This is a genomic window from Clostridioides sp. GD02377 (assembly GCF_045899875.1).
In the GTDB taxonomy this organism is placed as follows: Bacteria; Bacillota; Clostridia; order Peptostreptococcales; family Peptostreptococcaceae; genus Clostridioides; species Clostridioides difficile_A.
The window spans coordinates 110,143-134,295 of record NZ_JBJODA010000015.1; the positions used below are offsets into that span (position 1 = coordinate 110,143).

A 24,153-nucleotide genomic window follows, 5' to 3' on the forward strand; every position below is an offset into this window, starting at 1 on the left:
AGTTAACCTTTTTTTCATTAACACTTTTTTGACATCATCTAAACAGTAAATTACAAAGTTACAATTAGGTTATTAGTTTTATTAATAGTAATGTTGCTATTTTTATAATTATGTGTGCTAATGATATAAATAGATTAATTAAAATCATTCTCATTACCTACATGTTTTATATATTATTATATAACACTTTTTATATTAGTAAAGAATAAATTGTATAAAAATTCTGTTAATTTGTTTTTATAATATTATTTTTTAAATAAAAACAAAGAAGAAGACTTAAAAAGCTATAAGTCTTCTTCTTTTCAACGTGCATTTTTATACTATATTTAATTAATTCGACCTTTAATTTCCATTTCCTTCCTGTGATAACAAAACTCTTTTATTTTTTTAATGAATCATTATTATCTAAAACTTCTTTTACATCTAACATATCTTTGTTATCATCACTCATAACTTCTTTTATTCCTTTAAATGTTCCTAAGAAGTTAACTGCTTCCGAAGGTAAAACTAGTTTTGTTGACTTACCTTCAGCCATTTTTTCAAGTGCTTCCATAGATTTCAATGCTAAAATATTATTGTCAATATCAGACTCTTTCATTGCTGAAAATACTAATTTTAAACCTTCTGCTGTTGCAACTTGAGTTCTTTTTATCATTTCAGCTTCACCTTGTGCTTTAGCAATAGCTGTTTGTCTTATAGCTTCAGCTTCACCTTCTGCAACCAAGATAGCAGATTCTTTTTCTCCTTCTGCTACACGTACCATAGCTTCTTTTCTAGCTTCTGCTGTTAGTATAGCAGATTGTTTTTCTCCTTCTGCTTGTAATATCGCAGCTGATTTGTTACCTTCTGCTTGAAGTATCGCTTCTCTTCTTTCTCTTTCTGCTCTCATTTGTTTTTCCATCGCAACTTGAATATCATGAGGAGGCATTATATTCTTTAACTCTACTCTATTTACTTTTATTCCCCATTTATCTGTTGCTTCATCTAGAATAGTTCTCATTTTTACGTTTATTATATCTCTTGATGTTAATGTTTCATCTAAGTCAAGTTCACCAATTATATTTCTTAATGTTGTAGCTGTTAAGTTTTCAATAGCAGCTATTGGATTTGCTATTTCAAACACATATCTAACTGGGTCTGTAACTTTATAATATACAACTGTATCAATCTGCATAGTTACATTATCCTTAGTTATAACTGGTTGAGGTGGGAAATCTATTACAATTTCTCTCAAATCAATTACATATGCCATCTGATCTAAAAATGGTATTAAGAAATGTACACCTGTATCAGCTACTTTCTGAAACTTTCCAAGTCTCATTATTATACCTACTTTAGATTGTTTTATAACTCTTATACAAGTTAAACTTATTGCTACAACTACTACTATTAATACAATACTTAAAACAATTTTAATACCCATACTATAAATCCTCCTTTATTCTATTGATTTGTCACACTAGTTGTAGAGTTTACTTTTTTAACAACTAGTTTTACCCCTTCTATTTTCAATACTTCTACTGTAGAGTCTTTTTCTATCTTTTCACCATCTATAGAAATAGCAGTCCATGTTTCATGTTCAACTACAACTAAACCTGTGCTATTTGGAGAAATCTCTTCTGTAACAACACCTTTTTTAGACATCATCGCTTGTAAATTAGTGTTAGACTTATAACCTTTATCTTTCTTTACTATTTTTTTAGTAGCTACAACCAACATAGTTATAGAGATTACTGCAAAAATTAGAATCTGTAAGAATATACTCTCTACAAAGCTACTTAAAAATATAAGTACTACAGCTCCTACACTAAACCATATCAGAGTTAAACTTGGTGTCAACATTTCTGCTATTCCAAATAAGATTGCTACTATCAACCATATTAATTTCATACTATCTTCCCTCTTTTCATATGAATTATAAAACCCTATATAAATATTATGTTTATACAATGCTTTTAAATGTAAATTTAAACCATAAACCAATAAAATAAATTAATTTTAAATTAATTTAATAGTATTATATCAACATACTTTGTTAAAGTTGTTACAAAGTAGTATCAAATATCATTCACTAGATAAGCAAAAACTCCTTCATTGTTAACGAAATGTTACTTATTAAATCCGTTGCAGTTACTGTATACATTTTCTTGCTTAATTTATCTCCTATATAACCATGTATATACGCTCCCATGACTGTAGCTTCAAATACATCCACACCTTGACCTATAAATGAAGTAATCATGCCAAGAAGACAGTCTCCCATTCCTCCAGTTGCCATACAACTGTTTCCTGTAGGATTTATATATGTTTTTTTGCCATCTGTTATGACAGTTTGATAACCTTTTAAAAGTACAACTACATTATATTTTTGAGCAAATTCTTTTGCTACATCTACCCTATGTTCTCTTATATACCCAATTGAGTCTCCTGTCAACCTGGCCATTTCTCCCAGATGAGGTGTAATCACGAATTTATTTTCCCACTCTAAAAATCTATAACATCTATCTTTCATAACATTTAATCCGTCAGCATCTAATACAATTGGACAATTAGAACCTTCCACTGTTTTGAGCAATTTATCAAATGTCTGATGACTATCTCCCATTCCTGGACCAAAACCAATTGCATTACTAGAACTTAATATTTTATTCAATCTTTCTTCTTCAAAATTTACAGTCATCGCTTCTGTAAGCCTAATAGATGCCTTGTTTTGTACATCTTCTTCACTAATCAATGTCACAAGTCCACTTCCACTCTTAACAGCAGATTCAGTTGCTATAAAACTTGCACCATAAAATCCTTTTGAACCTGCAACTATAGATACTTTTCCAAAATCACTTTTAAAACCATGTACATCTCTTATTCTAATATTATTTTTCACAAAATTCTCATCAGTTATGAACTCGTCTTCATGGTATTTTTTTGTAATAAAATCTGGAACACCTATTTTTTCTACAATTACATTACCTATAAGTGAACTAGTGTCATAGTTTAAAAAACCTCTTTTATAAAACTCAAAACTAATTGTCTTATTTGCTTTAATACAAGTTCCTAACACATTTCCTTTATCACTATTTATACCAGATGGAACATCTATAGAATATGTATTTTTACTATTATCATTTACCATGTCGATTACTTCTTTAAAAATACCAGTTATATCTCTTTTTAATCCAGTCCCAAATATAGCATCTACTACAACATCACTTTTAGATATTGCTTCTTTAAACATTGTTAAATTTTTATTTTTTATAATATTTTCCTTTTCATTCTTAATAATTTTATCAACTTTATTTTTATTTATATTTTCATCATCTTTTTCAATTAAATCACTTTTATTAATATTTATAATATTAATACCCATATTTAAAAGTATATTGTAGTTTATTTTGGAACATTCACTTAGCTTTTCAAGATTTCCTATTAAAAATACTTCTACATCTTTTCCTTTTGTATTTAAATGTCTTGCTATCCCAAGACCATCTCCACCATTATTACCAACACCACATACAACCACATAACTATTATATATATCTATATCCATATTTTTCATTGCAGATATCACGGCATTTTCCATTAATACAATCATTGGGATTCCCAACTCTGTCACACATGCAGCATCAACGTTTTTACTTAAATCAGATGTACCTATCAACATAAATCATCACTCCTATAAAGTTAAAGACTTCCTAAATATTCACAGATAAATATCTATTGAAGTCTTTTTAATATCATAAATATCATAATAAAATTACTAAAACTAAAATTTTAAAGTAATCTAAAATAACAAAAAATTTTGAATTAAAATAATTATTTAATTTTATTATATCACATAATTTGAGTTATTATGTTGGTTTAAAGCCTATTTGAACTAATCATCCAAATATTTTTTATTTTTATTTAGAAAATAATAATTAAGAATATTGCTATATTCCACACATAAAAATTTTTTTATTTAAATCAAATTTTCTGATAATTTAATGATTTTCTTAAATTTATAGTTGACTTTTATTTTTTACTGTATTAAACTAATTACTATACAAAATAGAAAACAAAATTTTCAAAATTATTAAATTAAAAGGAGAGATAAACATGAAGACTTTATTAAACAAACAAGTACGATTTTTTAATAGCCAATTTAGTTAGGGTTTGTAGCTAAGTTAAGACAAATTGTCATGACATAGATACAAACCCCTTAGGATTATGATTTTTAAGGATTGTATCTGTGTTGGCTATAGTAATTGTTGTTAAAGTTTTTATTTTATCATCATAATATAGAGCCACATGGATTATACTGTGTGGCTCATTCGTGTTTTTGCCATACAGTTATATATACTGTGTGGTTTTTTTATATTAAAATTCAATTTTTAAATTAAATTTAAAAAAATATTTAAAAAATATTTTCAAAGGGGTGTTTTATTTATGTCAGGTATTATATCTGTAATGACGCAAAGTTTAATTTTATCGATTATGGCACTGGGGGTTTATATAACTTACAAAATCTTAGATTTTCCAGATATGTCTGCTGATGGTAGTTACACAATGGGTGCTTCTATCGTAGCATTTTCTCTTACTAATGGTATTTCCCCTGTAGTGGCAACACTAATGGCTATCTTATGTGGTTGCACTGCTGGTCTTGTTACTGGAATTCTTCACATTAAGTTTAAGATTTCTAACTTACTTTCTGGTATTTTAGTTATGGGAATGCTATACTCTATCAATTTAAGAATAATGGGAAAATCAAACATCCCTCTATTTAGTTTCAAGCACTTATTCAATGGAGAAGTATCTCCTATAGTTTTAGCCTTAGTATTCGTTTTTATTTGTAAAGTCTTCTTAGACTTATTCTTAAAAACAGGTCTTGGATACACTTTAAAAGGTGTTGGTGATAACTCTCAAATGATTAAATCTTTGGGTATAAATATCGGCTCTATAAAGATACTAGGACTTATGATTTCAAATGGACTTATAGCTTTATCTGGTAGCCTTATGGCTCAGTTCTTAGGATTCTCAGATGTAAATATGGGTATAGGAACTTTGGTTCTTGGAATTGCATCTATAATAATTGGTATTACTTTATTTAAGAAATTCACTTTTATTAAAGATACTACTGCAATAATCGTTGGCTCTTTTATATACCAATTCACTATATACTTTGCAATGAGTTTAGGAATGTTATCAACCGACTTAAAACTTATAACTGCAATAGTTATAATTGCTTTCTTAGCTACTGGTAACTTAAATGTTTCACTAAAAAAAAACAACCACAAAGCTAGTACCAAAAATAAATCAGAAAAAAGAGGTGTTATAGATGTTACAAATTAAAAATCTTTCAAAAAGTTTCCCTAATCCGTATGGTCAACCTAATACTATATTTGAAAATTTATCAATTGATATAGAAGATGGTGAATTTGTAAGTATCATAGGTAGTAATGGAACTGGCAAATCTACTTTACTAAACATAATATCTGGACTTATAAAAGAATCTTCTGGAGAAATTACTTTAGATAATACTGCTATAACAAATTTAGCAGAATACAAAAGGACTCAGATAGTAAGTAGAGTTTTTCAAGACCCAAGCCTTGGAACTTGTCCTTCTATGACAGTTAGAGAAAACTTATCTTTAGCTCTTAATAAAGGTAAATTATTAAACCTAAGAAAGTGTCTTCGTCATAAAACGAATGACTTAGAATACTTACTTGAAGGAATTTCTTTAGACTTAAAAAAATATTTAGATATCAAAGTACAATATCTTTCAGGAGGTCAAAGACAGTCACTATCATTAATTATGTCTAGTCTAGCAAATCCTAAAGTTCTTCTGTTAGATGAACATACAGCAGCACTTGACCCTAAAACATCAAATGAAGTTATAGGGCTAACAGACAAGATAGTAAGAGAAAAAAATATAACTACACTTATGGTAACTCATAATTTAAAGCATGCTCTTCAATATGGTGATAGATTGATAATGCTTCATAAAGGCGAAGTTGTTTTAGATGTAAGAGATAAGGAAAAAGAACAATTAACAGTTGAAGAAATCTTAGAAAAATTCGAATATGCAGTTTAAAAAATAAAAAACTTAGTCTTAATCAAGTATACTTATAATCTTTTATATGAATATATGAACAAATATAATTATTAAATTTGAGGGAGGAAAATAAAATGATAAAAAGTAAAAAAATATTAAGTTTAATTATAGCAGGAGTACTTGGTGTATCAATGCTTACTGGTTGTTCTCAAAATGATGGCTCTAGTACTTCAAACGAAAAGGATAAAGCAGATAACAAAAAACAAAAAAATATAGGTATAACTCAATTAGTAGAACATCCATCTCTAGATAAAGCAAAAAAAGGATTCATAAAAGCACTTGAAGACAAAGGCTATAAGGATGGAGATAATATAAAAATAGACTTCCAAAATGCACAAAACGATATGCCTACTACACAAAGTATTGCAAGTAAATTTGTATCTGATAAAAAAGATTTGATATATGCTATATCTACTCCATCTGCTCAGGCAGCTTATAATGCTACTAAAGATATACCTATAATTATGACTGCTGTTACAGACCCTATAGAAGCTGGACTTGTTAAATCTATTGAAAAGCCAGGTGGGAATGTTTCTGGTACATCAGACTACCTTTCTATTGATAAAACATTGGAATTAGTTAAAACATTAACTCCAAAAGCAAAAAGAATAGGTGTTATATACAATACTAGTGAAGTTAATTCAAAAATCCAAGTTGATTCTCTACATGATTACGCTAAGAAAAATAATTATGAAGTTGTTGAAAAAGGAATCAGCTCTTCAAGTGAAGTTAATCAAGCTATTTCTAGCTTAGTTGGTAAGATAGATGTCTTATATGTCCCTACTGACAATTTAATAGTTTCTTCTATGCCAATAGTTGCTAAAGTTGCTAATGAGAACAAAATTCCTATAATAGCTTCTGAAGAAGGTTCTGTATCTTCTGGTGCTTTAGCTTGTTGTGGAATAGACTATGAAAAGCTAGGATATAAGGCTGGAGAACTTGCTATTGAAGTATTAGAAGGGAAATCTATTGGAGATATCCAAGTTACTATGTTAGATGAAACTGAAATAATAATTAATGAAGATACACTAAAAGCACTTGACATGCAAAAGTTATCAGCCGATAATATAAAGTATATAAAGTCAGATGAAAATACAAAATCTGCAGAATAATACTTATTAAATTTAACAAAGTAGGTAATATGAAAACTTTATATAATAAGTACTCTTATCCACCCTAACCCTTTGAAAATTGTGCTTATTTCAGCAATTCAAATATTGCATATAAAGTTATTCATTTTCCATAAAAGTCGTCTATACTGACGACTGATTATGAAAGTTATATAACTTTCTAATCACAACTTGAGCTGTCCAAAAGGATTTTAATATTCTTTAGACAGCTTTTTTTTATAAAATAGTATGAATTTATGTGCATATAGACTCTATATTTAGTAAATATTTTCACAATTTTTCCATGTCAACAAAACATTAGGATAACGTTTTTTCCAAATATCACATTAATTTGAAAGTTATCTAAGTATACATTATTTAGTATTTTAATTAAATTTAGCAGTTGACTTTTATTATTGTATAATTTATAATTTATAACAAGTCGAGAATACATATAATTTTCTGACTAATTAAAATATTAAAAGGGAGAGATAATTATGAATACTTTATTAAACAATAAAAAATATTATTATTATTATAGCCACTATTTTTAGGGTTTGTACCTACGTTTTAACATAGATACAGGCCCCTTAAGACTAGTAAAATTTTGGGATTGTATCTATGTTGGCTATATTGTTTATAGAGTTTTCATTTAACTATATAAGAGCCACATAGATTAAACTATGTGGCTTATTCGTGTTTTTCACCACATAGTTTTGTATACTATGTGGTTTTTTTATACACAAAATTAGCAAATAATTAAAATTATAAAAATATTTTCAAAGGAGTGTTTTATTTATGTCAGGTATTATATCTGTAATGGCGCAAAGTTTAATTTTATCGATTATGGCACTGGGGGTTTATATAACTTACAAAATCTTAGATTTTCCAGATATGTCTGCTGATGGTAGTTACACAATGGGTGCTTCTATCGTAGCATTTTCTCTTACTAATGGTATTTCCCCTGTAGTGGCAACACTAATGGCTATCTTATGTGGTTGCACTGCTGGTCTTGTTACTGGAATTCTTCACATTAAGTTTAAGATTTCTAACTTACTTTCTGGTATTTTAGTTATGGGAATGCTATACTCTATCAATTTAAGAATAATGGGAAAATCAAACATCCCTCTATTTAGTTTCAAGCACTTATTCAATGGAGAAGTATCTCCTATAGTTTTAGCCTTAGTATTCGTTTTTATTTGTAAAGTCTTCTTAGACTTATTCTTAAAAACAGGTCTTGGATACACTTTAAAAGGTGTTGGTGATAACTCTCAAATGATTAAATCTTTGGGTATAAATATCGGCTCTATAAAGATACTAGGACTTATGATTTCAAATGGACTTATAGCTTTATCTGGTAGCCTTATGGCTCAGTTCTTAGGATTCTCAGATGTAAATATGGGTATAGGAACTTTGGTTCTTGGAATTGCATCTATAATAATTGGTATTACTTTATTTAAGAAATTCACTTTTATTAAAGATACTACTGCAATAATCGTTGGCTCTTTTATATACCAATTCACTATATACTTTGCAATGAGTTTAGGAATGTTATCAACCGACTTAAAACTTATAACTGCAATAGTTATAATTGCTTTCTTAGCTACTGGTAACTTAAATGTTTCACTAAAAAAAAACAACCACAAAGCTAGTACCAAAAATAAATCAGAAAAAAGAGGTGTTATAGATGTTACAAATTAAAAATCTTTCAAAAAGTTTCCCTAATCCATACGGTCAACCTAATACTATATTTGAAAATTTATCAATTGATATAGAAGATGGTGAATTTGTAAGTATCATAGGTAGTAATGGGACTGGTAAGTCTACTTTACTAAACATAATATCTGGACTTATAAAAGAATCTTCTGGTCAAGTATTATTAAATAAACACAACTTGTCTAACCTAGCAGAACACAGAAGAACTCAAATAGTAAGTCGAGTTTTTCAAGACCCAAGCCTTGGAACTTGTCCTTCTATGACAGTTAGAGAAAACTTATCTTTAGCTCTTAATAAAGGGAAATTATTAAACCTAAGAAAATGTCTTCGTTACAAAAGAGATTTCTTAGAAAATTTATTAGAAGGAGTGTCTCTTGATTTAAAAAAATATCTTGATGTTCAAGTACAGTTTTTATCAGGAGGTCAAAGACAATCACTATCACTAATTATGTCATGCTTGACAAATCCTTCTGTCTTATTACTTGATGAACATACAGCGGCACTTGACCCAAAAACATCAAACGAAGTAATTGAGTTGACTAATAAGATTGTAAGAGAAAAAAATATAACTACACTTATGGTAACTCACAACTTAAAACATGCTCTTCAATATGGAGATAGATTAATAATGCTTCATAAAGGTGAAGTTGTATTAGATGTAAAGGGTAAAGAAAAAGAGCAATTAACAGTTGAGGAAATCTTAGAAAAATTCGAATATGCCGTTTAAAATATATCTATTATATTAATTTAAGTTTAGTTTATTTCTAAAATAAGCTCAAAAATATAATAATTATGCTAACTTTACAATAATTCATATGAATATATGAACATATATAACAATAAAATTCTTGAGGGGGATATAAAAATGATTAATAAAAAAAGATTGGCAAGTTTAGTTTTAGCTGGTGCACTTAGTGTATCTATGCTTACAGGATGTTCACAAGGTGGAGATTCTGGTAATTCAAAACAAGAAAGTGCTTCTAAAAATAAAGAAGTTAAAAAAATTGGAATAACTCAATTGGTTGAACATCCAGCATTAGATGCTACTAAGGCAGGATTTGTAAAAGCATTAGAAAAGAATGGATTTAAAGATGGAGAAAATATTGATATAGACTTCCAAAATGCTCAAAATGATATGCCTACTACACAAAGTATTGCAAGTAAATTTGCATCTGACAAGAAAGATTTAATATTTGCTATATCTACTCCATCAGCTCAAGCAGCTTTCAATGCCACTAAAGATATACCTATACTTATGACTGCTGTAAGCGACCCTGTTGCTGCTGGATTAGTTAAAACACTTGAAAAACCAGGTGGAAATGTTTCTGGGACATCAGATTTTGTTTCTGTAGATAAAGGCTTAGAACTTCTTAAAATATTTGCTCCTAAGGCAAAAACTATAGGAGTTATGTACAATACTAGTGAGGTTAATTCAAAAGTTCAAGTTGATGCCTTAAAGGAATATGCATCTAAAAATGGTTTTAAAGTTGTTGAAAAGGGTGTAACTACTTCAAATGAAGTCAATCAAGGAATTTCTAGTTTAGTTGGTAAAATAGATGTCTTATATGTTCCTACAGATAACTTAGTAGCTTCTTCTATGCCTATAGTTTCTAAAATAGCTACTGAAAATAAAATTCCTGTTATTGCAGCTGAATCTGGTCCAGTTGAAAAAGGTGCTCTTGCTTGTCAAGGTATAAACTATGAAAAACTAGGTTACAAAACAGGTGAAATGGCAGTTAAAATTTTAAATGGAGAATCAGTTTCTGATATGCCTGTAGCTACATTGGATGATACAGATATCATAGTTAATGAAGATATATTAAAAGCTTTAGGCATGGAAAAACCTTCTAATGATAATATTTCTTATGTAAAAACTAAACAAGAATAGATATAATAGATTTTTTGAGGGAGTGGTCAAAATGAAACGAAGTAAACTAATAAATTTAACTTTGATTGGTGTTCTTAGTATATCTACCATTACAGGTTGCTCTAAGAATAATGAAGGTGATTTAGATGAATCATCCAGCAAAAACAATGATATAAAAAAAATTGGTATTACACAATTAGTTGAACACCAAGCTTTAGATGCATCTAAAGAAGGCTTTGTTAAAGCTTTAGAAGATAATGGTTTTAAGGATGGTAAAAATATAGAAATAGATTACCAAAATGCTCAAAATGATATGCCTACTACACAGACCATAGCAAGTAAATTCGTATCTGATAAAAAGGACTTGATATTTGCTATATCTACACCATCTGCTCAGGCTGCATATAATGCAACTAAAGATATACCTATACTTATCACTGCTGTAACTGACCCTGTTTCTGCTGGATTTGCAGATTCTTTAGATAAGCCAGGTAAAAATGTTTCTGGAACTTCTAACTTTACACCGATTGAAAAAAGTATGGAAGCTCTTGATGTACTAGTTCCCAAAGCAAAAACTATAGGTGTCATATACAATACTAGTGAAGTAAATTCTAAAGTTCAAGTTGATAATTTGAAAAAATATGCTACTAATAAAGGGCTTAAAATTGTTGAAAAGGGAATTAGTTCTTCTAGCGAAATAAATCAAGCAGCTTCTAGCCTAATGGGAAATGTTGATGTTATTTATGCTCCTACAGACAATTTACTTGCATCTTCTATGCCTATAGTATCTGAACTTGCTACTAAAAATAAAATCCCTATAATAGCAGCAGAAGAAGGAATGGTAAAAGGAGGAGCATTGGCTTGCCAAGGTATAAATTACGAAAAATTGGGCTATAAAACTGGTGAGATGGCTGTCAAAGTACTAAAAGGAGAATCTAAAGTTTCAGATATGCCTATAACAAGTTTGGATGAAACTAATTTAATTATTAATGAAGATATATTAAAAGCACTTTCTATAGATAAACCTTCTGACAATAATATAGTTTACGTTAAGACTGAAAATAAATAATTTGACTACTCTAGTTTGAACGATATAAAATTAAATATATTTTCTCTATAATTACTATGCCTGTTTCTATAAGTTTTTTAAAACAAGAAACAGGCATATATTTTTACTTTAGTATCTTTTCTATTCAAAATTATGTATAAACATTCTTAATTTATTTTTATAGACTTTACTTTTCCAGGCTTTATATAATCAATATTTAGTCCTCTATTTTCTTTATTACTCTGCATGGATTTCCAACAGCCACAGTATCTGATGGAATATCTTTTGTCACAACACTTCCTGCACCTATTACTACGTTATCACCTATAGTAATACCTGGAGTTATGATTACTCCACCACCTATCCATACATTATTACCTATCTTTACAGGGGAACCATACTCTATACCAGAATTTCTAAGTTGCGCATCCATTGGATGATAAGCTGTATAGATTTGAACATTGGGCGCTAGCATTACATTATCACCAATTTCTATTTTACATACATCTAAGAAGATACAATCATAATTTGCAAAAAAATTTTCACCTACATGGATGTTATATCCATAATCACATCTTATATTTTGTTCTACATTTATTTTACTGCCTACTGAACCAAATAGCTCGCTTAGAATTTCTTCTCTTTTCTCATATTCATCCTCTAAAGTATTATTAAATAGTCTAGTTAATCTTTTACATTTCTCTCTTTCTTTTACTAGAATTTTATCACTTGCATAATAGCCTTTACCTGACAACATTTTTTCTTTTTCAGTCATATAATTTACTCCTTTTCATTATAATTGTTTCTAAAGCAAAATAAATATTCCTGTGGAAAATCTAAATAAATGCTGTCTCCATTTTTAAATCTCATTTTACTTTTTTCTAATTCTATTTGAATAGGCATACACTGGTTAGATAAGTCCTGTTTTCTAACATATATAGTATATGTAAATGGATTTTCTATAATGTTAATCAATTCAAAACGTAGCTTTCCACTTAAATCTTCATTAGAATCCAAGACATTAATATGATGCTCTCTGATTCCCACATATTCTATATTATCACCTATTTCTCTATTTAATGTCAACTCGCATCCCCAATCTGTAGCATAAACAGTATTTTCATCTATTCTGTTTAATTGAGATATATTTTTACATCCTGTTATCTTTGCTTCCATAAGGTATCTTGGGGATTCAAATAACTCTTTTTTAGGTCTTTTTGGAAGGCCTTCTCCTTTGTTATATACCATAATATCATCACAAACTCTATAAGCTTCCTCAATGTCATGAGTGACAAATAATATGTCTCCTTTATAATCCTTTAGCATATTCATAAGTTCTTTTTCCATATTACTTCTTAAATGATGGTCTAGTGCTGAAAACGGCTCATCTAGAAGTAATATATCTGGAGATGTTGCCAATGCTCTAGCTAATGCTACTCTTTGTTGCTGACCACCAGATAATTGCCAAGGATATCTCCTCTCAAACCCATTCAATTTAAGTATATCTAAGTATCTTTCTACTATTTCCTTTTTTTCATCCTTACTCAGTTTTAAAAGTCCAAGCTCAATATTTTGGCTTACAGTCATATGTGGAAACAAAGCATAGTTTTGAAATAGAAAACCTACTTTTCTTTCTTGAGTTGACAAATTTATCTTTTTTTCAGAATCAAACAATACTATATCGTTTAATACAATCTTACCTTTTGTTGGTTTTTCAAGCCCTGCTATACATTTTAGTGTCATACTTTTTCCAGAACCAGATTCTCCTAGAAAACCTAAAATTCCTTTTTCTTGTTCAATTTTTACCTTTAATTTAAAAGAGGATAAATCTTTTTCAATATCTACATATAAGCTCAATTATCTACACCTCTTTCCTATAATTTTCTGCTGAAATTCAGACCAATAATTTAACAATAAAATCATTGCTATAGATATCACTACAATAATCATAACCCACATCATAGCTTTATTCATATCTCCACCTTCCACAGCAAAAAATATAGCTATTGGCATAGTTTGAGTTTTTCCAGGTATATTACCAGCTACCATAAGTGTTGCTCCAAATTCTCCAAGAGCCCTAGCAAATGACAACACCAGTCCACCAATTATTCCAGGCCATGCTAATGGAACTGCAATCTTAAAAAACACTTTCCATTCATTAAGACCTAATGTTCTCGCAGCTGACAACATATTATTATCAATCTGTTCAAATGCTGACCTTGAAGTTCTGTACATCATAGGAAAAGACACCACTACTGCTGAAATTACAGTTGCTGTCCAACTAAATATTAAAGTCTTATCAAAACTTAACAAAAACTTACCTACAAAACCATTTTTCCCACATAGCAATAATAAAAAGAAGCCTACAACTGTTGGTGGCAAAATCAATGGGAGTGTAAATAACCCATCTATAAGACCCTTCCACTTGCCTCTATAATTAGCCATAATATATGACACAAATATTCCTATTATAAAAGTTATCACTGTTGACAAAAAAGATGTCTTAAGTGATATCCATAAAGGTGACCAATCTGTTCCCATTTTTCCCTCCTTAATTTTAAATGGAAATAGTGAAATTAATATGTCTATTAACTTCACTATTTCCATTTTATTATAATATACAATTATTTTCAATTTTCATTTATTTATATATAATTTATACTTAATATACATAACTTATTTGTAAACTTATTCTACTTTTTTGTACCCAAATTCTTCAAAAATCTTTTGACCTGCATCACTTAACAAAAACTCTTCAAAATTCTTAGCAGCATCTACATTTTTACTAGCTTTAATTACTGAAACTGGATATGTAATAGGTGAATGAGTTTTTTCATCTGTTTTTTCAACTACTTTTATCTTATCATTATTAACAGTATCACTAAAGTAAACGAATCCAACGTCAGCATTTCCTGATTGTACCCATGCTAAAACTTCTTTTACATCCTTTGCAAATACTAACTTGTCTTTTAATTTATCTTTTAAATCTAAATTAGTTAATACTTCATCTGCATATTTCCCTGCTGGAACACTTTCAGCTTCACCAACAGCAATTTTCTTTACTTTATCCGATGTCAAATCTTTCATACTAGACACATCACTATCAGTAGAAGAAATAAGAACTAAATCATTTTTTACTAAGTCTTTCGTTGTATCAGAAACTAATAACTTTTCTTCATCCAATGCCTTCATTTGTTTTTGTCCTGCTGAAATGAATAAATCACATGGTGCTCCTTGTTCTATCTGTTGTTGTAACGAACCTGATGCTCCATAGTTAACTATAAGTTTTACATTTGAATCAACTTTTTTGTATTCTTCTTCAAGCTTTGCCATTGCTTCTTTTAAACTTGCAGCAGCCGATATGTTTAACTCTACTGTCTCACTACTTTTATTTGTTTTTTCTTGTTTTTCATCATCTTTCTTGCTTTCATTACTATTGCATCCAACTGTCCCCAAAGTTAAGCATGCAACTAGCCCTAATATTCCCAATATTTTTTTCATAACAATCTCCCTTTTTGTAAATTTGATACATATTTCAATATGTTTTATCATGTTTTATCATGTTTTGTTACGTATAACTTAATTATATATACCTACTAATAAATTTTCAAGTAAATTATTTATATTACTTTTAAATATTTTTCTACATTTTTCTTTTTTTAATGTTAAAATAACCTTATATGGAGGTGTATTATGGACTCATTATCATCTTTGACGCCTGTCGAGGTAGCTGAATTATTAAAGATAACAAAAAATACTGTATATGAATTAATCAAAAGAGGTGAACTTCCTTCTTATAAAGTAGGGAAAAAAATAAGAGTTGATATTAAAGATGTTGAAGAATATATCAATAGTCAAAAGACTGGTAAAATAAAAGATACACAATTTAACAATAAAAATATATCTATAAATAATAATTTTAAAGTTATTATTTCTGGTCAAGATGTAATATTAGATATTTTAGCTAGGTCTGTTGAAAAAAAATTAGATGGAGTAAATACATTTCGCTCTTATATAGGTAGTTATAATGCTTTATATGAATTATATAATGGTAGGGTTTCTATAGCATCATCTCATCTATGGGATTTTGAAACAGATGAATATAATAGTACTTTTGTTAAAAAACTATTGCCAGGAATCCCATGTGTTCTTATAAATTTAGCTTACAGAATGCAAGGTTTTTATGTTGCTAAAGGTAATCCTAAAGAAATAAAAACTTGGGAAGATTTAACTAGACCAAACATAACTCTTGTCAACAGAGAAAAGGGTGCTGGTACTAGAGTTCTACTTGATGGTAAACTTAGACTTCTAAATTTTAATGGTAACCATATAAAAGGTTATGACAATGAAGAATTATCACACCTTGGGGTTGCAAGTACTGTTTCTCGTGGAATAGCTGATGTTGGTTTAGGGAATGAAAAAGCAGCATTACAAGTAAATAATATTGACTTTATTCCTCTTCACAAGGAACGTTATGATTTAGTCATCAAAAAAGAAGACTTACAAAATCCAGTTTACCAAACCATAATTAACATAATAAACTCAGCTGAATTTAAGGCTGAACTTCAAGGTCTTGGTGGGTATGACTTAACTGATACAGGTAAAATCATAGCAGAAGTATAGAATCAAAATCGCAATCTATTTCATAAGACTTATAATTTTTCACAAAACTTATAACTTAAGGTCAAAATAAATTGCGATTTTTTGTGCATTTTTAAAAATATTTACCATATTAAATTTAGCAGTTAATACAAATTTCAATATAGTGAATTTCATAGTACTATTACATTTAATAGATATTCACATAATAGTACTTTTCCTTAACATAGATTAGCATATGATGTATTCTAACAAGCAACACTCTTCCTTTATTATATATATGTGGCAATATGTATGAATTTAATACATTATATACAATATTGCTTTCTTCTTGTATTTTTTCAACTAATAAATTATTTATAAAAGTATCCTTTTCATTTTCAATAACTTTACACCAATTTATTTTAACTTTTAAGATATATCTTCCCACTAGGTATATACATTCTACAATAAATAACAAAAATACAATATAATCAGTACCTCCTAGCTGATATAAACTTCCCGATACCAATGGTTTTGCAAAGAAATTATAAAAGTTTAAAGTATCTCCTGTATAATCAAAAAGTATTAATAGTAATCCTAACCCCCTTAACACTTTCATATTCAACATGTCTTTATCTTTATTATCTTTGTTTTTCATATATACTACCTCTCTTTTCTTTAGATTTTATTGTAATATAATACTAACTCTTTCATTTGAGGTATAAATGAATTTAATTGGTAGTTATTTTCATTTTTACTAGAAATTAATTCACATTACTAAATATTATTTATATTTCAACATAAAAATAGCTTATCTATTTTTGATAAATACCAAAATAAATAAGCTATTAATATGCAATTAATTTTTATCATTAACAACATTACTATCTATAAATTTAAAAATTTTATTGAAATATACTGTTTTATCATGCTCATATCCATCAACATGACCAACACCTTCTATAATCCATATCTCTTTTTTATCGTGTTTAACTAAATCATACATTTTTTGGCTATTTCTATAATCACAGACATTATCTTCTGTTCCATGTATAAATAGTATAGGGACATTAGACTTTTTAACTGCCTCATCTGGTCTTACATCACTGTACCAAAATCCAGATTTAAACTTATTGTATAAATCTCCACATGTTATTACATAATCGACTAATACATTTGGTATGCGCTTTTCTATTACTCCCATTCTAATCGCTTCTCTCATTTCAGAATAAGGAGAATCCAGTATATAAAAATCCACATCTCTATTTCTAGAGTTTATCTCTGTATGCATAGCAGCTGTTCCTGCACCCATAGAAAATCCATGTATTCCTAATCTTCCATCTGGAAATTTATTTTTTATAAATTTAACTAAACTATCTAAATCATACCTTTCATAAAGGCCAAATGTATAATTATCGCCTCCACTATTACCTGTGTTTCTTTGATTATAAATTAATACATTATAACCTTTATCTAAGTATCCATATGCTACCTTTAGCATTTCATAGTGGCAACTTCCTATTCCATGAACAAGTATAATAGTATCTTTTGTCTTTATATTTGAAGTTATAAAAATACTTTCAAGTTTGTAATTATTAGAACTTTGTATCATTAATTCATCTGTCTTATAGCTTTTTAATTTCTCTAGAGGTTTATCTTTTCTCTTAGAAAATACTTTTATCACATCTTCTTTTTTTATTAGTTGTTCTGAACCAACTGAGCTATCATAAACTAATTTACCAAATATATAAGATACAATTAATAGAATTAACAGAAACACAACTGATATAATTATAACTTTATCGCTTAAATTAATATAATTTTTAAAATTATTTTTCATATTTATTTACCATACAATTTCCTATATTATATTTTTAAGTAATAGAACAATTACTTATATTACCCTTATGATTTCTATTATACCCATTAATGTACTAAAATTACAAATTTTATTTAATATTAATAAATTATTATATTATATAATAAAGATTTTTAGAATTTTATTATATAATATTATTTAAATATTCTTCTGTATTTTTCTTCTTCCTCTTCAGTAAACACATTAAATACAACTTTTAAGTTTTTCTCAGGATTTTCTTTTAACCATAATCTAACTCTGCTTACAGCAAGATTAGCTGCTTCTTTTTTGGGATACCCAAATACACCTGTAGAAATTCCACAAAAAACAATATTTTTTATTTCATCAATTTCTTTTATTGTGTTTAAACATGATTTGTAGCAATGAAGTAGTTGCTTTTCTTGTTCTTTACTTGGTTGACCACCAGATACAATAGGACCAACAGTATGTACTACAAATTTTGAAGGTAGGCAATAACCTCTTGTTATTTTAGCATCTCCAGTATATTCTAAATGACCTTGTTTTTTTATTATTTTATCACAATCTTCTCTAAGTCTAGGACCTGCACATGAATGTATCTCATTATCTACACATAAATGTAATGGTTGTAAGCATCCTAATAGCTTATTATTTGCAGCATTCACTATTGCATCTGCTTTTAAACTTGTTATATTACCTCTCCATATAGCAATACCTTCCTCTACTTCTTCTATATCATTTACATCTACTAACTCTCTTTCTTCACATTCAATTAACAATAAATTATGTAACATATTAAGTATTTCTGGAGCAATTTCTTTTGGTGGATATACATTCAAAAGTCCTCTAAGTATATCTCTAGGCTTAATTTCGTCATTTGATAAATTGTATATTTTAGAAGGAACTTCTTTTGAAAAATATGCAATTAAAGTGTTTATATTTTTCTTTCTTTGTTCGTCAGTTAGAGGCTTGATACTCTTATCAAAATCCTCAAATAAATTTACATCATCAGCATAATCTCTCCACTTCATAGCCATCTCTCCATTCTCATATTTTAGGATTGTAAAATAATTATGTATTATGTACATGTTTATTTATTTCTATAAACACTTACATAAATCCTGTTAAAAGTGTAAATTTTTTAATATTATTATATTTAAAGACAAAATATAGAATTATTTTAAGTATTTTATAGAAACCTTTATAAAAATAATATGCAATTTGTTATTACTTTAATAGTAAAATTTTTAAATAATAATAAAGGTGAAAGCTTCTAAAGCTAACACCTTTATAAATTAAATATTCTAAAAAACCATATATTATTCTTAGTTAAGTTCTGGCCAATAATTTTTATTTGCTTTTATTAAATCATCTAATAGTTCTTTTGCTACTGTTGCACTTGGAACTGTTTTAGATAGCATAAGTGCTTGCCACAGTTTATTATATGATTTTTCAATCCAAGCATCAACCACTAACTTTTCAACTGCTAATTGTTGTTCCATTAAGCCCTTTTGAAACGTTGGTATTTTTCCTATTGATAATGGTTCATACCCATCTTTTCCAACTATACATGGAATCTCAACCATCGCATCAGATTGTATATTTTCTATAGCTCCATTATTTTGAACTATTAATAACATACGTTCATGAGTATTAAAAGCTAGAGCTGTAGCTAAATCAACTATAAACTCTGCATGTATTCCTATCTCAAGTCCACTGCCATTAGAATGCCCTTGCTTTTCTATTAATGCACATGAGCTAAATACTTCTTTTTCTCTTCCATTAATTACTTCATTAGCACGAGTGTAATTTACGTCAGAATGATTTACAACATAATCTGGGAATAGATAGTACTTTAAGTAACTACTTGGTATTGTAGTCAAATCTGTTTTTACTATTTCTCTAGTAAATAAATTAGTTTCAAACCAGCTATCCTTCTTATCATTTTTCATTCCTTCTTCACCATTTATAAATCCATACTCTTTTATATGCTCTACTAATTTTGGCAAAAGTTCATTTCCTTCTTTGTCTTTAATTGAAGTATACCAACCAAAATGATTTAATCCAAAATATCTTATATCCATATCTTTTCTAGATTCAAGCCCTGCAATCTTTGCTATACTATGCTCCATACCTATTGGCATATCACAGATATTTATTACTCTAGAAGTAGGTCTTAACCTTCTAACAGCTTCTGCTATTATGGATGCTGGATTAGAATAATTTAACATCCAGCAATTTGGAGAATACTTTTCCATATAGTCTATATTTTCAAGCACACCTTCTATGGACCTCATTCCATAAGCTATTCCACCTGGTCCACATGTTTCTTGACCAACTATCCCATGTCTTAGAGGTATTTTTTCATCTAATTCTCTCATTTCAAGTTTTCCCACTCTTATATGAGCCAAACAAAAGTCTACATCTGTATAAGCTTCTTCAGGGGATGTTGTTGCTAAATACTCTATAGTAGGGTCCTTTTCTTTTATTAATATTTCACAGGCTTTAGCTACTTTATTTTGTCTTTCTTCATCGTTGTCATACAATTTAATAGCTCTTAATGGTAACCTATCTAGATTATCTAACAACATTAATATGATTTCTGGAGTATATGTACTTCCTCCACCAGCTATTACTACTGAAAACTTCTCCATAACAATTTCTCCTTTTCTATTTAAAAATTTACTATATTTATAAATAACTTTATAAATACTAGTACTTTAAAGCAAAAGGGAGTTCATTTATTAAATTTACCAAATTAATAAACTATAGCCAAACTTCAAGCACTATTTATATGAAAATTAATTCTTATCATTTCTTGGGTCCATTATTTCAAATATGTCTACAAGCTCAGATACTAAAGAGTGAGCAAACAAAGCATTTGAATAATGGTCTTCAGAATGTACAACTAAAAAATTAGTTCCACTATCTTCACTGTTCATAGCATTTGATAGTAATTCTAAATGATTCTTTGATGCTGTTTGTATTTTTTCTGATGCTGAGTCTAAAAGTTTTTTAGCTTTATCATAGTCACCTTTTTTTATTTCTTTAAGGGACATCATCACATCACTTTTAGCATCTCCCGATTCTGATATTATGCTAAATACTTTTTCTTCTATTTCAGGTATCATATCCTTCTCCTTCTAATGACTAGTTAAAAATCAAAGCTATCGTCACTTAATTCCGTAGCTAATTCTGCATTTTTGTTTAATTCCTCTTTCTCCATTATCTTAAAGAATGGATAATATATCAAGGTCATAAGTATTATACTTGCAAATACTAATACTATAGCCTTCCAGTCTAATGTCATTAAAAAAGCTGCAACTCCTGGAGGCAAAAATCCTGGAGGTTCTGCAATAGGTAATCCTACTAATCCTAATTTTAAAGCCATAAAGTTAAGTGCTCCAACTAGCACAGGTCCAAATACAAATGGTACAAACATATATGGATTCATAACTATTGGTGTTCCAAATATTACTGGCTCATTTATCCCAAATAATGATGGTAATAGCACAACTTTTCCCATACTATTTAGACTCTTACTCTTACTTCTCGACATAAGATATACTAGTCCTAAAGTTATTCCTGACCCAGTTACTTGTAAGAAACCATAGTAAAACCCTATTGTAAACACATGTTTTGGGTCTCCTCCAGCTGCTATTAGTGTCGCATTTTCTGCCATATATGTAGCTGCTATTGGCATCCATATACTTGAAGTTATTGCTGCTCCATGAAGCCCAAAGAACCATAACAATTGAGTTATAAAAAGTATTATAATTACTGCAAAAACATTGTCTAAACTGCTTATAGCTGGTGCTAAGAAATTCATTATAATAGCTGGTAATGGCTGACCTAGTATATTTTTAGTTACTGCTGCTATTGCTGTAAATAACATTATACATACTATCATTGGTGTTAAATTTCTAAAACTTTTATTTACTACACTTGGTACTTCTTTTGGAAATCTAATTACAAGATTTTTATCATTCATAAACTTAGTAATATCAACTACTAAAAGTGCTATTAGTATACTTACAAATAAACCTTGAGCATCTAAATAACTTGTATCTAATGCACCATCTACTATTTGCCCACATATAACAAGTTGTGCTATAACGGCTGTCATACCTATTTCCACATGATTAAGATTATATTTTTTAGCCAATGCTTGAGCTATAAAAAAGGCTGAATATATAGATAATAAGCTCATAGTAAATTTATTTGGAATAAGTAATGTATCCATATTCTCAGATAATAACGTTTTTACACTTCCTTCAGGTAACATATTATTTAGAGCTACAAATAGCATACTTAAAGAGCCAACAATTATTATTGGGGTGATGCTTATCATACCTTCTTTTATAGCTTGGAGATGCCTCTGCTTTTCAATCTTTTGTGCTATTGGAAGAAGAAATTTTCTCAAATTATTTTGAAGTGCTTCCATGTTTATCCTCTCCCTAATTATCTATTTTTATATAGCTCGATTGCCGACTTCATAACAGAAGGGGCATCCATACGACCATAATGTTTAGTATCTATTACACCAACTACTATTTTATAATTTTTACAAGCTTCAACTACATCCTCCTCCTTAAATCTAATTTGAGGAGCTACAAGAACTACATCTATATCATTAACTTGAATATATGATTTTAAATTTTCAAATGATGTTGCATCTATATTTATAGTTTTTGTTTTTAGCTTTACATGCTCACTGCAAAAACTTTTCATTTTTTCTACAAGTACTCCTGTTGAAGCTCCATTTGCACATACTAATAAAATATTCATAATAAATTCCTCCTGCAATATTTAATTTCTTTTATTTTATAGTTTTATACTTTAATTCTTGCTTTAATTCTTAGTACTGCCAGTGATTAAATTTAAAAGCTGTATCTATAGCTTCTTCTGGCTTATATTCTTCTAATATTTTTAAGTATCTTTCTTTATAATCATTATCTACCTTTTTTTCTGGTATTACTATGCTAGCTTCATTTAAGAAGTGGAATGAATCTCTTCCCATTTCTAATCCTCTATATGTATGTTTATCAAGTGCCACATCCATAATTTCTGGGACTTTACCCATTGCAAATCCTTTTATAATTATATTTTTTAATAAGTCACTTGATCTATCTTTTTCACATGCACAAAGATATCTTATTGCATGTATGAAAAATAAAGGTCTATCTCCATCTGCATATGAATATTCCTTTCTTACTTGATTTAAATTATTTATGATTATTATAGCTGATGGGTCTCCCATTCCTATATCCTCAACTGATATTGTAAGTATTCTTCTCCATAACTTATCTTCTAATTCTGGTGATGATATATATAGTTCATAAGCAAATTCACATGCTTCTTCTACCATATTTCTTCTTATAGCCTTTTGAAATGATGATATTATTTCATCTGCACTAAATCCGTTTCTTGTAGTCATTCTTGCCCATGGGTCATTTGCCTTTTTATCTCTTAATATTTTCTCCTGCATATTATTTACTCCTTTTGATTTAAATTTTAATTCTTTATATTATCTATAAATAATACAAAGCAAGTATTGTGCCAGTTTTTTTAGACACTTCTAAATGCGATTATTTCAATCATACTTATTACCAATACTCAGATACTTTGTCTAAATTTACTTATATGTGTCTAATATTAATGTCATTTTAGACTAAAAAAGACTACCAAATAGGTTTTTATACTTATTGGTAATCTTTTTTATTATTTATACATATTCTAATATTAATAATATTTGATAACATTCTTTTTTATTAATTTCTATATTATATTTTTTATCTAATTGAGATAATATATTTTTTATTTTACTTAAGTCCTTATCACAATTAAGTGCTTTTTCTTTCTGAACCTCCCATGACTAAAGTCACAGGGTTCCTGCTTCATAGAATC

General features: G+C 28.5%; 23 protein-coding genes. 8 read left to right on the forward strand and 15 right to left on the reverse strand.

Annotation, left to right across the window (positions count from 1 at the left end; genetic code table 11):
• Positions 1-379 precede the first annotated feature (379 nt).
• The 3 genes from Q3304_RS14205 to Q3304_RS14215 form a co-directional block, all read right to left on the reverse strand.
• Positions 380-1,423 (reverse strand): SPFH domain-containing protein, encoded by a 1,044-nt coding sequence (locus Q3304_RS14205; protein WP_054269501.1) that lies wholly within the window; start codon positions 1,421-1,423, stop codon positions 380-382.
• 20 nt (positions 1,424-1,443) lie between these two features.
• Positions 1,444-1,890: an NfeD family protein gene (locus Q3304_RS14210; protein ID WP_054269500.1), complete on the reverse strand. Its 447-nt coding sequence runs from the start codon at positions 1,888-1,890 to the stop codon at positions 1,444-1,446.
• A gap of 181 nt (positions 1,891-2,071) precedes the next feature.
• Positions 2,072-3,658 (reverse strand): NAD(P)H-hydrate dehydratase, encoded by a 1,587-nt coding sequence (locus tag Q3304_RS14215; RefSeq protein WP_407814856.1) that lies wholly within the window; start codon positions 3,656-3,658, stop codon positions 2,072-2,074.
• Positions 3,659-4,422: 764 nt separating this feature from the next.
• On the opposite strand from Q3304_RS14215, the gene Q3304_RS14220 reads away from it, so the two are divergent.
• From Q3304_RS14220 to Q3304_RS14250, 7 genes are all read left to right on the forward strand, one after another.
• Positions 4,423-5,325 (forward strand): ABC transporter permease subunit, encoded by a 903-nt coding sequence (locus Q3304_RS14220; protein WP_223195857.1) that lies wholly within the window; start codon positions 4,423-4,425, stop codon positions 5,323-5,325.
• Positions 5,312-6,067: an ABC transporter ATP-binding protein gene (locus tag Q3304_RS14225; protein WP_407814854.1), complete on the forward strand. Its 756-nt coding sequence runs from the start codon at positions 5,312-5,314 to the stop codon at positions 6,065-6,067. Before Q3304_RS14220 ends, Q3304_RS14225 begins: the two co-directional genes overlap by 14 nt.
• A 95-nt stretch (positions 6,068-6,162) precedes the next feature.
• Positions 6,163-7,200, forward strand: a complete 1,038-nt coding sequence (locus Q3304_RS14230; RefSeq protein ID WP_407814853.1) for an ABC transporter substrate-binding protein — start codon at positions 6,163-6,165, stop codon at positions 7,198-7,200.
• Between the two features lie 795 nt (positions 7,201-7,995).
• Entirely contained in the window at positions 7,996-8,898 is a 903-nt protein-coding gene (locus Q3304_RS14235) for an ABC transporter permease (protein WP_407815445.1), read from the forward strand.
• Entirely contained in the window at positions 8,885-9,640 is a 756-nt protein-coding gene (locus tag Q3304_RS14240) for an ABC transporter ATP-binding protein (protein ID WP_021383597.1), read from the forward strand. Before Q3304_RS14235 ends, Q3304_RS14240 begins: the two co-directional genes overlap by 14 nt.
• Before the next feature lie 138 nt (positions 9,641-9,778).
• Positions 9,779-10,801, forward strand: coding sequence for a CD0873 family tyrosine ABC transporter substrate-binding lipoprotein (locus Q3304_RS14245; protein WP_054269496.1), 1,023 nt, complete (start codon positions 9,779-9,781; stop codon positions 10,799-10,801).
• A 31-nt stretch (positions 10,802-10,832) separates the two neighbouring features.
• Positions 10,833-11,849: an ABC transporter substrate-binding protein gene (locus tag Q3304_RS14250; RefSeq protein WP_054269495.1), complete on the forward strand. Its 1,017-nt coding sequence runs from the start codon at positions 10,833-10,835 to the stop codon at positions 11,847-11,849.
• Between the two features lie 196 nt (positions 11,850-12,045).
• Here the strand turns inward: Q3304_RS14250 and Q3304_RS14255 are convergent, their stop codons facing one another.
• From Q3304_RS14255 to modA, 4 genes are all read right to left on the reverse strand, one after another.
• Positions 12,046-12,603 carry a sugar O-acetyltransferase gene (locus Q3304_RS14255; protein ID WP_054269494.1) on the reverse strand — a complete coding sequence of 186 codons (558 nt, stop codon included), beginning with the start codon at positions 12,601-12,603 and terminating at the stop codon, positions 12,046-12,048.
• A gap of 5 nt (positions 12,604-12,608) precedes the next feature.
• Complete coding sequence (locus tag Q3304_RS14260) at positions 12,609-13,685, reverse strand: sulfate/molybdate ABC transporter ATP-binding protein (RefSeq protein ID WP_407814851.1); 1,077 nt, start codon at positions 13,683-13,685, stop codon at positions 12,609-12,611.
• Positions 13,686-14,369 carry a molybdate ABC transporter permease subunit gene (modB, locus tag Q3304_RS14265; RefSeq protein ID WP_054269492.1) on the reverse strand — a complete coding sequence of 228 codons (684 nt, stop codon included), beginning with the start codon at positions 14,367-14,369 and terminating at the stop codon, positions 13,686-13,688.
• A 147-nt stretch (positions 14,370-14,516) separates the two neighbouring features.
• Positions 14,517-15,329 (reverse strand): molybdate ABC transporter substrate-binding protein, encoded by an 813-nt coding sequence (gene modA, locus Q3304_RS14270; protein ID WP_407814850.1) that lies wholly within the window; start codon positions 15,327-15,329, stop codon positions 14,517-14,519.
• Between the two features lie 192 nt (positions 15,330-15,521).
• On the opposite strand from modA, the gene Q3304_RS14275 reads away from it, so the two are divergent.
• Positions 15,522-16,451 carry a substrate-binding domain-containing protein gene (locus Q3304_RS14275; RefSeq protein WP_407814849.1) on the forward strand — a complete coding sequence of 310 codons (930 nt, stop codon included), beginning with the start codon at positions 15,522-15,524 and terminating at the stop codon, positions 16,449-16,451.
• A 166-nt stretch (positions 16,452-16,617) separates the two neighbouring features.
• Here Q3304_RS14275 and Q3304_RS14280 read toward each other — a convergent pair whose 3' ends face one another.
• The 8 genes from Q3304_RS14280 to Q3304_RS14315 form a co-directional block, all read right to left on the reverse strand.
• The gene (locus tag Q3304_RS14280) at positions 16,618-17,067 is read right to left on the reverse strand and encodes a hypothetical protein (RefSeq protein WP_074178292.1); all 450 of its coding nucleotides are present in this window, start codon (positions 17,065-17,067) and stop codon (positions 16,618-16,620) included.
• Positions 17,068-17,268: 201 nt separating this feature from the next.
• Positions 17,269-18,249: an alpha/beta hydrolase gene (locus Q3304_RS14285; RefSeq protein ID WP_407814848.1), complete on the reverse strand. Its 981-nt coding sequence runs from the start codon at positions 18,247-18,249 to the stop codon at positions 17,269-17,271.
• Between the two features lie 173 nt (positions 18,250-18,422).
• Positions 18,423-19,277, reverse strand: coding sequence for a protein-ADP-ribose hydrolase (locus tag Q3304_RS14290; RefSeq protein WP_235701984.1), 855 nt, complete (start codon positions 19,275-19,277; stop codon positions 18,423-18,425).
• Positions 19,278-19,571: 294 nt separating this feature from the next.
• A complete protein-coding gene (locus Q3304_RS14295; RefSeq protein ID WP_054269486.1) occupies positions 19,572-20,900 on the reverse strand; it encodes a 6-phospho-alpha-glucosidase in 1,329 nt (442 codons plus the stop codon).
• Between the two features lie 147 nt (positions 20,901-21,047).
• Entirely contained in the window at positions 21,048-21,377 is a 330-nt protein-coding gene (locus tag Q3304_RS14300; RefSeq protein WP_054269485.1) for a PTS lactose/cellobiose transporter subunit IIA, read from the reverse strand.
• A 23-nt stretch (positions 21,378-21,400) separates the two neighbouring features.
• Entirely contained in the window at positions 21,401-22,690 is a 1,290-nt protein-coding gene (locus Q3304_RS14305; RefSeq protein ID WP_407815239.1) for a PTS sugar transporter subunit IIC, read from the reverse strand.
• Positions 22,691-22,707: 17 nt separating this feature from the next.
• Positions 22,708-23,034 carry a PTS sugar transporter subunit IIB gene (locus Q3304_RS14310; RefSeq protein ID WP_054269483.1) on the reverse strand — a complete coding sequence of 109 codons (327 nt, stop codon included), beginning with the start codon at positions 23,032-23,034 and terminating at the stop codon, positions 22,708-22,710.
• Positions 23,035-23,104: 70 nt separating this feature from the next.
• Positions 23,105-23,734, reverse strand: a complete 630-nt coding sequence (locus tag Q3304_RS14315) for a hypothetical protein (RefSeq protein ID WP_054269482.1) — start codon at positions 23,732-23,734, stop codon at positions 23,105-23,107.
• Between the last annotated feature and the right edge of the window lie 419 nt (positions 23,735-24,153).